Source organism: Dechloromonas sp. A34, from assembly GCF_026261605.1.
Lineage (GTDB): Bacteria > Pseudomonadota > Gammaproteobacteria > Burkholderiales > Rhodocyclaceae > Azonexus.
Genome location: NZ_CP102486.1, coordinates 3,161,610 through 3,174,931, shown reverse-complemented (window position 1 = coordinate 3,174,931; position 13,322 = coordinate 3,161,610). Strand labels below are relative to the sequence as shown.

Sequence of the window (13,322 nt, the reverse complement as noted above, 5' to 3'; positions counted from 1 at the left end):
CGGCAACCACCTCTAGGAAATCTCAATGGGCTATTTAGTTACTAGGCATATCGAGACTGAGCTGAAGTATTTTGCTTTGTCTGGAAAAAAGAAACTGGCTAGCTGGCTTTCAGATTACAGAATTAAACTAACAGCCATTGTCATGCTATCCGCTGTTTTTTCCGGGGCATCGGCGCAAACACACTGCAAAGGGGGAGAAGAGGTGGTGTTCTCCTGCAAGATTGCAAAGTCGCGCAAGGTTGTATCGCTATGCGCAACCTCAAAGGTAATCAGGGGGGAGAAAAATGCGGTAACGCTCCAATATCGATTTGGAAAACTTAATGGAACACCAGAATTTCAATTTCCGTCGTTGGAAACTGGTTCGCTCGAACAATTCAAACTTTACGAATACCTCCGCCCAGACCTTGTTTCCACAAGCATTTCATTTGCAAATGGAGCATTTAACTACGTCGTTAATGAATCTGAAGACCAGCACGGATCTTCGATTAAGCTGGCCGGAGTTACTGTATTAAGTCGGGCAAAGAATAAGGAACTGAATCTGGTCTGCGAAACGGAAAGTGTCTATTCCGATTGGTCTATTATTTCCGGTGTGGTTCCCTGCGAAGAAGGGGCGACCCTCAATGCTTGCGAATACAAATAGCATTTTGCGCCGCACGCACTATTAGCAGGTCTCCGCACTCGGGCATCATAAGTGCTTGAGTCCAAGCATGTTCATGGCACCTCATCATCCCAGGCCTGAATCGCCCCGGGTTTGGTGGAGGCTCTAACTCTTGAGAAGATAGAGCCATGAAGAAGTCAGTTAAGTTCTCCCCCGAATTTCGTGAGCGCGCCGTGCGCATGGTTGCCGAAAGCCGTGCCGATCATCCGTCGCTGTGGTCAGCCGTTGAATCCATTGCGGTCAAGATCGGTTGCACGCCGCAGACGCTGCTGACCTGGGTGCGTCAGCACGAACGAGATGCCGGCCAGCGCGAAGGGCCGACCACGGCGGACCAGAAGCGTGTCAAGGAACTGGAGCGCGAGGTCAAAGAGCTGCGCAAAGCCAACGAGATACTCAAGCTTGCCAGCGCGTTTTTCGCCCAGGCGGAGCTCGACCGCCGATTCAAGTCTTGAGGTCTTTCGTCGACGAGCATCGTGCTGCCTTCGGGGTCGAGCCGATCTGCAGGCAATTGCAGATTGCCCCGTCGGGCTACCGGCGTCATGTCGCTCGGCGGCGCAATCCTGAACAGCGCAGTCAGAGAGTGCGGCGTGACGAGGTGTTAGTGCCCGAGATCAAGCGCGTCTGGCAGTAAGCGCCCGGCGAACTCATCTGTGAATTGACGGCTTAGACCGTGAAGATAGTGTCCACTAAAAAAGATGGTGGACACGATCGATGGAAGTTAAGAAGCCGAGCCGCCGCAGGCGGACTCACCCCGAGGAGTTCAAGCAGGCAGTGATTGCTGCCTGTTGTGAGGCCGGCGCTTCAGTTGCCGGCATTGCGTTGGCCAATAGCGTCAATGCGAATCAGGTCCGTCGCTGGATGCGGGAACGGGGCATTGAGCCACCGAGCCGCAGCCTGCCGGCACGGTCGATTTCACCGGCGCGCGGCACAGAACCCGCCTTTGTGCCGGTACCGATGCCACCCATCGTCTCAAGCATCCCCGACATTCGGATCGAAGTTCGGCGTGGCAACACGGCGGTGAAGATTGAATGGCCTGGACAGGCGGCGAGCGATTGCGCCGCCTGGTTGCGAGATTGGCTACGGTGATTCGGGTCGATGCCCTGTGGTTATCGACCACGCCGCTGGATATGCGGGCGGGGACCGAGACGATCCTGGCCCGGGTCGTCTCGATGTTTGGCGAAGCCCGACCCCACCATGCCTATCTGTTTGCCAATCGCCGAGCCAACCGGATGAAAGTGCTGGTCCATGATGGATACGGTATCTGGCTAGCGAACCGTCGGCTCAATCAGGGGCGATTCTGCTGGCGGCACGGCAACAGCAGCGTCGAGCTCAGCCGGCCGCAGTTTGATGCACTCGTCCTCGGTCTGCCATGGGAACGACTGGCTGACGGCGGTGTGATCCGGATTGTTTGACGGTCCACCATTGGGGAAGTCCACGATGGTCAGATCGGGCGGCGGACGGCATCATGCCGGCCATGTCCTTGCCAACCCACCTCGACCAACTCAGCGCTGACGAACTGCGTCGCCTGCTGGTCGAGAAAGACCGCGAGTTGGACTGGCGCCAAGCCAAGATCGACAAACTCACGCATGAACTGGCGATGCACAAGCGCTGGCGCTTCGGGGTCAAGACCGAGCACTGGCCGGTCGAGCAGGCGCAACTATTCGAGGAAACCATCGATGCCGATCTGGCGGCGATGGAAGAAGAACTCGCACAACTGTCGCCGACGCCACCGAAGGCGAAAGGCCAGGCCAAACGCCAGCCGCTGCCGGCGAGTCTGCCGCGTGCCGACATTCATCATGAGCCTGAATCCACGGTCTGCCCTTGCGGCTGCACGATGAAGCGCATCGGCGAGGATGTGGCCGAGAAGCTCGATTACACGCCAGGCGTCTTCAGCGTCGAGCGCCACATTCGTGGCAAGTGGGTCTGCGGGCAGTGCGAAACGCTGATCCAGGCGCCTGTTCCGGCGCACGTTATCGACAAGGGTATTCCGACGACCGGCTTGCTCGCGCAGGTGCTGGTTGCCAAATACCTCGACCATCTGCCGCTCTATCGTCAGGAAGCGATCTTCGGTCGGGCCGGACTGGCCATTCCGCAATCGACACTCGCCCAGTGGGTAGGGAAATGCGGTGTGGCACTCCAGCCCCTGGTCGATGCCCTGAAGGATGAGATGCTCGGGCATCGGGTGCTGCATGCCGATGAAACGCCGGTGGCCATGCTTGATCCGGGGGCTGGCAAGACGCATCGAGCCTACCTCTGGTCCTACAGCATCGGCGCCTTCGAGCCGACCAAGGCGGTGATCTATGACTTTGCTGAAAGCCGTGCCGGCAGGCACGCCCAGGAATTCCTGGGTGACTGGCGCGGCACACTGATTTGCGATGATTACTCAGGCTACAAGGCACTGCTGGCCAATGGGTTGACTGAAGCCGGCTGCATGGCGCATGCCCGGCGCAAGTTCTTCGAGCTACACAGCCAGAAGCAGAGCCTGATCGCCGGCGAGGCACTGGATTGTTTCGGCAAACTCTATGGGGTCGAGCAGGAAGCTGCCGGATTCGACATCGATGAGCGACGACGAATTCGGGAGGCGAAAGCCCGACCGATTGCCGATGAATTGCATGCCTGGTTGACCCGGCAACGACAGGTGGTACCCAATGGCTCGGGGACCGCCAGGGCGATCGACTACAGCCTGAAACGCTGGGTGGCGCTGACGCATTACCTAACGGATGGCCAGGTGCCGATCGATAACAACTGGATCGAGAATCAGATCCGGCCGATCGCGCTCGGCCGCAAGAACTGGTTATTTGCCGGCAGCTTGCGCGCCGGCAAACGCGCCGCCGCGATCATGAGCCTGATCCAATCCGCCAAGCTCAATGGTCACGAGCCTTTGGCTTACCTGAAGGATGTCCTGACCCGCCTGCCGACCCAACCGGCAAGCCGCGTCGGCGACCTGCTGCCGCACCGCTGGCAACCTCAAATCACCGACTGACCTGAGTTCGCCGGGCGCTTACAGTTCAAGGCCGACCGTCCCAATCAGTTGTGGGTCTCGGACTTCACCTATGTCTCGACCTGGCAAGGCTGGTTATATGTGGCTTTTGTCATCGACGTTTTTGCCCGCCGTATCGTGGGTTGGCGAGTGAGCAGTTCCATGCATACGGACTTCGTGCTCGATGCGCTGGAACAGGCGCTGTACGCCCGTCAGCCGAGTCCCGACGAGGCCTTGATCCACCACTCGGACAGGGGCTCGCAGTACGTCTCGATCCGCTACAGCGAGCGACTGGCCGAAGCCGGGATTGAGCCATCAGTCGGCAGCAAGGGCGACAGCTACGACAACGCGCTAGCCGAGACGATTAATGGCTTGTACAAGGCGGAGATGATCCACCGGCGCGCCCCTTGGAAAACCAGGGAATCCGTGGAGCTGGCAACTCTGGAATGGGTGTCTTGGTTTAACCACCACAGGCTGCTTGAACCGATTGGCTATATCCCCCCCGCAGAAGCTGAGGCAAACTACTACAGGCAACTCGCCGATCAGGCCGCCATCGTGGCCTGACTTAAACCAACCGGCCTCCACGGAAACCGGGGCGATTCAGCCGCCTGCTTGTGTCTCACCAGAGATGGGAACGTTGATCGTTCGAGAAAACCAGTAGGTGAATAATTCGTCAAAACCTCTAGCCTTTCCTCCAATTATCCGTATAATGCGCCACTCTTTCAGTGCGCCCGTAGCTCAGCTGGATAGAGTACTTGGCTACGAACCAAGGGGTCGGGCGTTCGAATCGCTCCGGGCGCACCAGTAAGAACAGTAGAAAGGTCAATCTTCGGATTGGCCTTTTTGCTTTCTGGCGTTTGCTGGCACATGCGGTTCTGCTTGCTATTTGCGGTTTGCTGTATAAAAATACAGTTACCGGTTTTTAGCGGAGCAGGCCATGAAACTTACGCCACGTCAGCAGGAAATTCTCGACTTCATCAGGAGCACGCTCGAGGTGCTCGGTGCGCCGCCGACGCGGATGGAGATTTCCAGCGCCTTCGGTTTTGCCTCGCCCAACGCGGCAGAGGATCACTTGCGAGCCCTGGCCAAGAAGGGGGCTATCGTTCTCGAACCTGGCTCGGCGAGGGGTATTCGGCTGGTTGAACAGCTGGGCCTGCCGCTGATTGGCATGGTTGCCGCCGGTTCGCCGATCCTTGCCGTCGAAAACGTGCAGGGGCGCTATGCCCTGGATGCCCAACTGTTCAGCCCGCGGGCCGATTACCTGCTCAAGGTGCGCGGTCTGTCGATGATCGATGCCGGCATCTTCGACGGCGACCTGTTGGCCGTGCACAAGACCAACCAGGCGCGCGACGGGCAGATCGTCGTGGCCCGGCTCGATGAGGAAGTTACGGTCAAACGTTTGCAGCGCCGTGATGGCTTTGTCGAACTGATTGCCGAGAATCCGGATTTCGAACCCATCATCGTCAATCCTGCCGAAGTCGATTTTGCCATCGAGGGGATTGCCGTCGGTCTGATTCGCGGGGCGATCAGCACCTTGTCATGAGCACCATGCCGTCGCCTCTCGCCCTGGCGGAAGTGCTGGCCCGGGGTGATGTCTGGCGCGGCGATACGCTGGCCAGTCTGCCTGACGCGGCCATTCCCAGTGGCCATCCCGAACTCGACGCCGAACTGCCGGGCGGTGGCTGGCCGCGCGGCAATCTCACCGAAATCCTGGTCGACCGCAGCGGCCTTGGCGAAATGGGCCTGCTGTTACCTGCATTGGCCCGGTTGTCGGCCGCAGGCGGCTGGCTGGCGCTGGTCGCGCCGCCCTGGCGGCCGCATGCGCCGGCCTGGGCGGCCGCGGGCCTGATGCCGGAGCGCCTGGTCGTCGTCCAAGCCGGCCGGCAACTGGGCTGGTGCCTGGAGCAACTGTTGGCCAGCGGTGGTTTTGCCGGTGTGCTCGCCTGGCCGGACAACGGCATCGATGCCCGGACCTTGCGCCGGTTGCAGGTGGCGGTCGAGGGGCGCCCGGTTTTTGCCGGCCTGTGGCGTTCGACTGCGGTCGCCGGCCTACCGTCGCCGGCACCCTTGCGCCTGGTGTTGAGCGTTGCCGAGCATGGCCTGGCGGTGCGCATCCTGAAGCGGCGCGGTCGTCCGGCCTCGCGGCCGCTGGTCTTGTCGATCCCCCGTCCCGGGAGAAATCAACGTGTTGTGGCTGGCCCTGCATTTTCCCCTGCTGTCGCTCGAAGCGCTGCCCCTGCGGCACTCGCCTAGTACCACGAATTCAAAGGCTGGCACTAGCGCCATCGTCGTTCGCGGGCGGGTCCTCGCCTGCGACGCGGCAGCGGCCAGGGCCGGCGTATTGCCCGGCCAGAAGCTGTCGACGGCTCTCGGCCTGCAACCCGGTTTGAGCGTCTTCGAGCGTGATGCCGGGCGCGAGGAGCGGGCGTTGACGGCACTGGCCTCATGGGCCGGCCGCTTCACGCCGACGCTCAGCCGGCAGCCGCCGGATGTGCTGCTGCTCGAAATCGGCGGCTGTCTGCGCCTGTTCGGCGGCGGGCAGGCGATTGTCGATGCCGTATTGGCCGGCTGTGCCGAGCAGGCCTATTCCGTGCGCTGGGCCGTGGCGCCGACGCCGCTCGGGGCGCGCTGGCTGGCGCAGGCCGGGGCTGCGGCAATGCTGACCTCGCTCGCCGATCTGCAGACGGCGCTGGCTGTCCTGCCGTGCCGCATTGCCGGTTGGCCGCCGGAGATCCTGGCGCGTCTCGACTCCTTCGGTATGCAATGTCTCGGCGACCTGGCGCAGTTGCCGGCGGCCGGATTGCGGCGTCGGCTCGGCAACGGGCCGGTCGACGATCTGCTGCGCGCGCGCGGGGAATGCCCCGATCCCCAGGTCAGCTTTGTCTTTCCCGAACGGTTTGCCGAGAAGCTTGAGTTGCCGTCGCGCGTCGAGCATGCGGAAGGGCTGGCCTTTGCCGGCCAGCGCTTGTTCTCGGCCCTGGCCGGATGGCTGCATGCCCGGCAAAAGCTGGCCCGCGCCTACACCCTGCAACTGACGCACGACGACGGCACTGGTAGCGAATTGTCGCTGCGCCTGAGCGAGCCTTGCGCTGACGAAAGGCGTTTCATGCGCTTGTTGCGCGAGCACCTGTCGCGTCTGCAACTGGCGGCACCGGTCGAGGTGCTCGGTCTGAAAGCCGACGAGATCGTCGAGTGGCACGGTGACAGCGCCTCGCTGTTCGAGACGGCGCCGGCCGGCGAGGGCACGGCGGCCTGCCTGGAGCGGCTGCGCGCCCGGCTGGGCGAAGCGGCGGTCCAGGTCATTGGCGTGCAGGCCGATTATCGCCCGGAATGCGCCACCCGCCTGGCCGATCCGCTGGCCGTGCCGGCCTCCGCCGGAACGCTTCCTGCCATCGCCGCGGCCCGTCCGCTGTGGTTGTTGCCGGTGCCGGAAGCATTGGCCGAGCAGGCGGGCGGCCCGCGCTGGCATGGCCCGCTGCAATTGCTGACCCGCGCCGAGCGCCTGGAGAGCGGCTGGTGGGACGAAGGCGAGGCCGACGCGGCGGGCGACCTGCGGCGCGACTATTTCGTCGCCCGCAATCCGCGCGGGCAGTGGGCCTGGATTTTCCGCGACGCCAACGGCTGGTACCTGCATGGCCTCTTTGCCTGACTACGCCGAGCTGCACTGCCTCTCCAACTTCAGCTTTCTGCGCGGCGCCTCGCATCCCGACGAACTGGTCGAACAGGCGGCGAAGCAGTGCTATCAAGCGCTGGCGCTGACCGACGAATGCTCGCTGGCCGGTGTCGTGCGGGCCCACCAGGCAGCCAAACGGGTTGGTCTGAAACTGCTTGTCGGCAGCGAGATGACGACGGTCGATGGCTTGAAACTGGTCTTCCTGGCGGCCAATCGCGAAGGCTACGGCAACCTCTCGGCGCTGATCACGCTGGCCCGGCGGCGGGCGGAGAAGGGCGCCTACACCCTGCAGCGCCACGACCTGAATGTCGTTTCGCCAAGCGGCGCCGTGCCCGATTGCCGGGTGCTCTGGGTGCCCGGCGAATCGCTGTCGGTGGCCGACGGGCGCTGGCTGGCCGAACGCTTTCCCGGCCGGGTCTGGATTGCCGTCGAACTGCACGCCGGGCCGGACGATGCGGCGAAACTGGCCGGCCTGCAGGCGCTGGGCGAGGCCTGCGGCCTGCCGCTGGTCGCCGCCGGCGATGTCCATATGCATCTTCGGGCGCGCCGCCCGGTGCAGGATGTCCTAACCGCGCTGCGCCTGAAAACGACGGTCTTCGCTGCCGGCTACGCGCTGTTTCCCAATGCAGAACGCCACCTGCGCGCGCGCCTGCGCCTGGCCCGCCTGTATCCGCCGGAATTGCTGGCCGAAACCCTGCGTATTGCCGAGGAATGCCGCTTTTCGCTGGACGAACTGCGCTACGAATACCCCGAGGAAATCGTGCCGACCGGGGAAACGCCGGCCTCCTGGCTGCGCCATGAGACCGAGTGCGGCCTCAAGCGGCGTTATCCGGGAGGTACGCCGCCGGCCGTGCGCCAACGGATCGAGTACGAACTGGCGCTGATCGCCGAGTTGCAGTACGAGGCCTATTTCCTGACCGTCTACGACATCGTCTGTTTCGCCCGGGGGGCCAATATCCTCTGCCAGGGGCGCGGCTCGGCGGCCAATTCGACGGTGTGCTTCGCGCTTGGCGTCACCGAGGTCGATCCGGCGCGCTCCGAGCTGCTGTTCGAGCGTTTCATCTCGAAAGAACGCGGCGAGCCGCCGGATATCGATGTCGATTTCGAGCACGAGCGGCGCAACGAGGTCATCGCCTACATTTATGAAAAATACGGCCGCGAACGGACGGCGCTGGCCGCTGCGCTGATCACCTACCGGACCAAGGGCGCCCTGCGCGACGCCGGCCGGGCGATGGGCTTCGGCATCGCCCAGATCGATGCCCTGACCGCGTCGCTGGCCTGGTGGGACAAGCGGGAGCAGTTGCCGCAACGCTTCGCCGAACAGGGGCTCGATCCGCAGTCGCCGCGCGTCGAGAAATGGCTGTGGATCGCCGAGGCGCTGCGCGGCTTTCCGCGCCACCTGACCCAGCATGTCGGCGGCTTCGTGATGTCGCGCGGGCCGCTGGCCCGACTGGTGCCGGTCGAAAACACGGCGATGGCGGAGCGCACGGTGATCCAGTGGGACAAGGACGATCTCGATGCGGTCGGGCTGATGAAGGTCGATATCCTGGCGCTCGGCATGCTCTCGGCGATCCGCCGCATGCTGGCCATCGTCGGCGAGCAGCGTGGGCAGGCCCTCCGGCTGCAGGACATTCCGCCAGAAGACCCGGCGACCTACGAGATGCTCTGCCACGCCGACAGCATGGGCGTCTTCCAGGTCGAGTCGCGGGCCCAGATGGCGATGTTGCCGCGCCTGCGGCCGCGGAACTACTACGATCTGGTGGTCGAGGTGGCGCTGGTCCGGCCGGGGCCGATCCAGGGCGACATGGTGCATCCTTACCTGAAGCGGCGGCAGGGCAGGGAGAAAATCGAAAGCATCTCGGAGGCGGTTGATGCCGTCCTCGACCGAACCTATGGCGTGCCCATCTTCCAGGAGCAGGTCATGCAACTGGCTATCGTCGCCGCCAATTTCACGCCCGGCGAAGCCGACGAGCTGCGCCGGGCGATGGCGGCCTGGAAGCGCAAGGGCAATCTGCAAATCTATCAGGACAAGCTGCGCGCCGGCATGGCGGCCAAGGGGCTGCCGGCCGAATTCGCCGAGCGCATCGTGCTGCAGATCCAGGGCTTCGGCGAATACGGCTTCCCCGAGTCGCACGCCGCCAGCTTCGCGCTGCTGGTCTATGCCTCGGCCTGGCTCAAACGCCACCATCCGGCCGCTTTCCTGTGCGGCCTGCTCAACAGCCAGCCGATGGGCTTCTACTCGCCGTCGATGCTGATCCAGGATGCCCGCCGGCATGGCGTCACCGTGCTGCCGCCGGACGTCACGGCCAGCGACGGGGACTGCCGGATCGACGAGCGCGGTGCGGTCCGCCTCGGCCTGCGCGAAATCGGCGGTTTTTCTAAGAGTGTTGCCGAGCGGATTGCCGCTGAACGGCAGCGCCAGCCCTTCGCCAGTGTGGCCGACCTGGCGGCTCGCGCCGGCCTGCAACGCAGCGACCTCGATCGCCTGGCCGCGGCCGACGCCTTGCAGAGTCTGGCCGGACATCGGCGTCAGGCAGCCTGGGCGGCGAGTGCTGAAAAGGCGCCGGCCGCGGTGCAGGGCGATCTGTTCGCCGGCTTGCCGGCAGTCGAGAAGGCCGCGCCGCTGCCGGTGCCGAGCGAAGGCGAAAATCTGGTCGCCGACTACCGGCACCTCGGCCTGAGCTTGCGTCGGCATCCCCTGGCGCTGCTGCGCCAGTCGCTCGCTGAGCGCCGTTTCCTGCCGGCCGCCGAATTGGCTCAGGCCGGCGACCGGGCGCTGGTTCGCGCCGCCGGTATCGTCGTCGGCCGCCAGCGGCCGGGCACGGCGGCGGGCGTCGTCTTCGTCACGCTGGAGGATGAGAGCGGGCTGGTCAATGTCGTCGTCCAGCCGCAACTGGTCGACCAGCAGCGCCGAGAACTGCTCGGTTCAGCGCTGCTCGGGGTTTACGGACAATTGCAGAAGGAGGGCGAGGTGGTGCACCTGGTCGCCAAGCGGCTGGTCGATCTTTCCGCCTGGCTGGGTCGGCTGGAAACGGTCAGCCGCGACTTTCACTGATCAGCGCCGCCAGCGTCGCCACCGAACGCAGGTGCTCGCGGCTCTTGTCGTCGTTGGCCTCGAGCACGATGCCGTATTTCTTCTTCAGGGCAAGCACCAGTTCGAGTGCATCGATCGAATCCAGCCCCAGGCCGTCCTCGGCGAAAAGCAGCGTGTCGTCGCCGATCTCGGCCGGTGTGATGTCTTCGAGGTTCATCGTCTCGATGATGAAGCCCTTGAGTTCCTGGTGTAGTGTGTCCATGGTTCAGTTCAGTTTCTTACGGAGCTGGAAGCCGGAAAAGCCCAGCCGCTCTTCGTTGTCTTCGTAGATCAGGCGCAGCGTGTCGCCGCGCCCGCTGCCCAGGCCGGCGGTGACCGCCTCGTGGTCGGAAATCGGCTGAAAGCCGATGCGCAGCAAGAGTTCCGGCTTTTCCGGGAAGCGCATTTCGCCAACCAGCAGGCCATCGTCTTCTTTCATGATGATGTGATTGGGCGCCGGGCCGTCGATCTTGTCGATGATTTCGTACCTGCCGAGCAATTGCATGAAATTGTCCGGGATAGCGGTCGGCTTCAGCTTTTCGCCGAACAGCAGCGATTCGCCGCCGATGCGGCCGACGATGATCTGCCGTCCGTCGATCGTGACGGCGGAGAGGCGGATGTCCTCGAAGGCGCCGACATTGACCGGCACCATGCCGAAAATCTTGTATTTCAGGGTCAGCAGTCCGTCTTCGTGCGGCACCAGCTGGAAATGGTGGCCAACAGCATCGGCGTCGATCTTGCCCGATGCCGTGGATACCTTGGCCAGTCCGACCAGGGTGTCGAAATGGCCGTTGAACAGACGCAACTCCTCCTGGTTCGGGGCGCGCTCCGGCGAGCGGACTACCGCTGCCGGCGGCTGGCGGATGCCGGTCTTGGCTTCGAGCATCAGTTTCAGGGCTTCGGCAGCAATTTTGGAAACGGCGACGGCCGAGGTGGCGGAGTTGGAAAGCACGACGACACCCAGTTTGTGCTCGGGCAGGATCGCCATCATGCTGTGCGAGTCGGGCAGCGAGCCGCCGTGGCTGGCCACCGGGCCGCCACCGGGCACTTCGATGCCGCTCAACATCCAGCCGAGGCCGACATATTGCTGGAAGGTCAGCGGGAAATCCCGGTTCTGGACGCGAACCATCTCGCGCACCGTGGCCGGCGCAAGAATCCGCTGCTGGCCGTATTGGCCGTCGGCAAACTGCATTTTCAGGAACTGGCTGAGATCGACCACGTTGCTAAGCAGGTTGGCTGCTGGCATGTCGCGCAGCGAGAAAACCTCGATTTCCTTGTTGCCGTCGTAAGCCTTGGCTACGGCCTTCGAGGCGAAGCTGCTCTGCGTCATCCCCAGCGGCTTGAAGAAATGCTGGGCCATGTAGGCTTCGAACGGTTCGCCGCTGACCTTCTGCACTGTCGCGCCGAGCAAGGCCATGCCGAGATTGGAATAGGAAAAGACGTAATTGGGCGGGAAGCTCAGGTGTTCGTCGCGCAACCCTTCGACCACGCTGTCGAAGCGGCCGGGGTCGCGCACGAACAGGCCGCGAAAGAAATTGGAGGGCAGCCCGGAGTGGTGCGTCATCACGTTGCGCGGCGTGACCGGCCCGGCATTCGGGAAACGGGTCTTGATCGAGAACTCGGGGAGGGCGGCGGCCAGCGGCTGGTCGATGTTGATCTTGCCCTGTTCGGCCAGTTGCATGGCCGCGGCAGCGGTAAAGACCTTGGCGATCGAACCGGCGCGATAGACGGTTTCCGGTGTCGCCAGGATGCCGTTTTCGAGGTCGGCATGACCGAAGCCCTTCTGCCAGATCACCTGCTGGTCATCGACCAATGCAATGCTGATGCCGGTGATATCGGCATCCGACATCTCGCGCTCGACCAGCCACGAGAGGTAATTCTGGGTGTGCCGGTAATCGCCACGGGCATTGCTCTCGGCGACCGGAGGGGGGGTGGCGCAGGCCGAGAGAAAAAGCGCGGAAACGAGCAGAAGAAGGCGATTGGGCATGGAAAAGAGCTTTAAAAATGGGCTGACGAAACGGTGCGCAATTATAAGACAGATGGAATTGCTCACTGCCAGGGAAAATAGCTGACAATTTCAGTCGAGTATTTTAAAATTCCGCTTCGTTATAAGAGGGGATCTGGCTTCATGTTCCGGTATCTGCGAGAGGATATCCGTGCGGTTTTCGACCGCGACCCGGCAGCGCGCTCGTTTTGGGAGGTGCTGACCTGCTACCCGGGTATCCACGCCCTGATCATGCACCGGTTGGCCCATTGGCTGTGGGGCCATCGCTTGCGCTGGCTGGCCCGCTTCACGGCGCACTTTGCCCGCTTCTTTACCGGTATCGAAATTCACCCGGGTGCCACCATTGGTCGCCGTTTCTTCATCGACCACGGCATGGGCGTGGTGATCGGCGAAACGGCCGAAATCAAGGATGACGTGACGATCTACCACGGGGTCACGCTAGGCGGCACCTCGTGGAACAAGGGCAAGCGTCACCCGACGCTGGAAGACGGTGTGGTGATCGGGGCCGGGGCCAAGGTGCTCGGGCCGATCACGATTTCGGCCGGAGCCAAGGTCGGCTCCAATGCCGTGGTCACCAAACCGATACCGGCCGGGGCGACTGCCGTCGGCAATCCGGCGCGGATCCTCGACAATTCCGAACAAAGTCGGCAGCGTCAGGCGCAAGCCCAAAAACTGGGCTTCTCCGCCTATGCCGTCGGGCGCGACCAGGACGATCCGCTGGCCATGGCCATCCACGGTTTGCTCGATCATGCGGCGGAAACCGACCGTCGCCTGACTTCGCTGTTGAAGGAACTGGATGCCCAGGGCGTCAAGTGCGACAGCGAGGTCTTGGCAGCCGACCGCTTCGACCCAACATATCTGAGCAAGATAGTTGACTGATTTAGTATGGCTTCGATATAGTTGACCGCATTACTGGGTTATTAGCGGGAGAGC

General features: G+C 63.0%; 11 protein-coding genes, 1 tRNA gene, 2 pseudogenes and 1 other annotated feature. Of the genes and pseudogenes, 12 read left to right on the top strand and 2 right to left on the bottom strand.

The window, feature by feature from the left end:
- Positions 1-25: 25 nt before the first annotated feature.
- The 11 genes and pseudogenes from NQE15_RS15905 to NQE15_RS15855 all read left to right on the top strand — a co-directional run bounded on the left by NQE15_RS15905 (position 26) and on the right by NQE15_RS15855 (position 10,366).
- Positions 26-640: a hypothetical protein gene (locus NQE15_RS15905; protein ID WP_265942634.1), complete on the top strand. Its 615-nt coding sequence runs from the start codon at positions 26-28 to the stop codon at positions 638-640.
- Positions 641-786: 146 nt separating this feature from the next.
- Positions 787-1,286: pseudogene (locus NQE15_RS15900) on the top strand (transposase); the annotation flags it as partial.
- Positions 1,065-1,181, top strand: a sequence feature (AL1L pseudoknot). It overlaps the preceding pseudogene by 117 nt.
- Positions 1,287-1,369: 83 nt before the next feature.
- Complete coding sequence (locus tag NQE15_RS15895; RefSeq protein WP_265942633.1) at positions 1,370-1,744, top strand: transposase; 375 nt, start codon at positions 1,370-1,372, stop codon at positions 1,742-1,744.
- Positions 1,687-2,070, top strand: coding sequence for an IS66 family insertion sequence element accessory protein TnpB (gene tnpB / locus NQE15_RS15890; protein ID WP_265942632.1), 384 nt, complete (start codon positions 1,687-1,689; stop codon positions 2,068-2,070). Before NQE15_RS15895 ends, tnpB begins: the two co-directional genes overlap by 58 nt.
- A gap of 62 nt (positions 2,071-2,132) precedes the next feature.
- Positions 2,133-3,641, top strand: coding sequence for an IS66 family transposase (tnpC, locus tag NQE15_RS15885; protein ID WP_265950075.1), 1,509 nt, complete (start codon positions 2,133-2,135; stop codon positions 3,639-3,641).
- Between the two features lie 21 nt (positions 3,642-3,662).
- Positions 3,663-4,202 (top strand): annotated as a pseudogene (locus NQE15_RS15880) (IS3 family transposase); the annotation flags it as partial.
- Between the two features lie 163 nt (positions 4,203-4,365).
- Positions 4,366-4,442, top strand: a tRNA-Arg gene (locus NQE15_RS15875).
- Between the two features lie 133 nt (positions 4,443-4,575).
- The gene (lexA, locus tag NQE15_RS15870; protein WP_265942631.1) at positions 4,576-5,181 is read left to right on the top strand and encodes a transcriptional repressor LexA; all 606 of its coding nucleotides are present in this window, start codon (positions 4,576-4,578) and stop codon (positions 5,179-5,181) included.
- Positions 5,178-5,891, top strand: a complete 714-nt coding sequence (imuA, locus tag NQE15_RS15865) for a translesion DNA synthesis-associated protein ImuA (RefSeq protein ID WP_265942630.1) — start codon at positions 5,178-5,180, stop codon at positions 5,889-5,891. Before lexA ends, imuA begins: the two co-directional genes overlap by 4 nt.
- Positions 5,824-7,287 carry a Y-family DNA polymerase gene (locus tag NQE15_RS15860; protein ID WP_265942629.1) on the top strand — a complete coding sequence of 488 codons (1,464 nt, stop codon included), beginning with the start codon at positions 5,824-5,826 and terminating at the stop codon, positions 7,285-7,287. Before imuA ends, NQE15_RS15860 begins: the two co-directional genes overlap by 68 nt.
- Positions 7,271-10,366 (top strand): error-prone DNA polymerase, encoded by a 3,096-nt coding sequence (locus NQE15_RS15855; protein WP_265942628.1) that lies wholly within the window; start codon positions 7,271-7,273, stop codon positions 10,364-10,366. The genes NQE15_RS15860 and NQE15_RS15855 overlap by 17 nt, the downstream gene beginning before the upstream one ends.
- Here the strand turns inward: NQE15_RS15855 and NQE15_RS15850 are convergent.
- Positions 10,347-10,607, bottom strand: a complete 261-nt coding sequence (locus NQE15_RS15850) for a phosphopantetheine-binding protein (protein WP_265942627.1) — start codon at positions 10,605-10,607, stop codon at positions 10,347-10,349. The genes NQE15_RS15855 and NQE15_RS15850 overlap by 20 nt on opposite strands.
- A gap of 3 nt (positions 10,608-10,610) precedes the next feature.
- Positions 10,611-12,371, bottom strand: a complete 1,761-nt coding sequence (locus NQE15_RS15845; protein ID WP_265942626.1) for a serine hydrolase domain-containing protein — start codon at positions 12,369-12,371, stop codon at positions 10,611-10,613.
- Positions 12,372-12,512: 141 nt separating this feature from the next.
- Between NQE15_RS15845 and cysE the strand changes: the two genes are divergently transcribed.
- Positions 12,513-13,268: a serine O-acetyltransferase gene (gene cysE, locus NQE15_RS15840; RefSeq protein WP_265942625.1), complete on the top strand. Its 756-nt coding sequence runs from the start codon at positions 12,513-12,515 to the stop codon at positions 13,266-13,268.
- The last annotated feature ends 54 nt before the right edge of the window (positions 13,269-13,322 follow it).

Excerpts from the sequence above, each read along its gene's own strand:
- NQE15_RS15905 (WP_265942634.1), top strand. The coding sequence starts at position 26 with ATGGGCTATTTAGTTACTAGGCATATCGAGACTGAGCTGAAGTATTTT.
- NQE15_RS15895 (WP_265942633.1), top strand. The coding sequence starts at position 1,370 with ATGGAAGTTAAGAAGCCGAGCCGCCGCAGGCGGACTCACCCCGAGGAG.
- tnpB (WP_265942632.1), top strand. The coding sequence starts at position 1,687 with ATGGCCTGGACAGGCGGCGAGCGATTGCGCCGCCTGGTTGCGAGATTG.
- tnpC (WP_265950075.1), top strand. The coding sequence starts at position 2,133 with ATGTCCTTGCCAACCCACCTCGACCAACTCAGCGCTGACGAACTGCGT.
- lexA (WP_265942631.1), top strand. The coding sequence starts at position 4,576 with ATGAAACTTACGCCACGTCAGCAGGAAATTCTCGACTTCATCAGGAGC.
- imuA (WP_265942630.1), top strand. The coding sequence starts at position 5,178 with ATGAGCACCATGCCGTCGCCTCTCGCCCTGGCGGAAGTGCTGGCCCGG.
- NQE15_RS15855 (WP_265942628.1), top strand. The coding sequence starts at position 7,271 with ATGGCCTCTTTGCCTGACTACGCCGAGCTGCACTGCCTCTCCAACTTC.
- NQE15_RS15850 (WP_265942627.1), bottom strand. The coding sequence starts at position 10,607 with ATGGACACACTACACCAGGAACTCAAGGGCTTCATCATCGAGACGATG.
- NQE15_RS15845 (WP_265942626.1), bottom strand. The coding sequence starts at position 12,371 with ATGCCCAATCGCCTTCTTCTGCTCGTTTCCGCGCTTTTTCTCTCGGCC.
- cysE (WP_265942625.1), top strand. The coding sequence starts at position 12,513 with ATGTTCCGGTATCTGCGAGAGGATATCCGTGCGGTTTTCGACCGCGAC.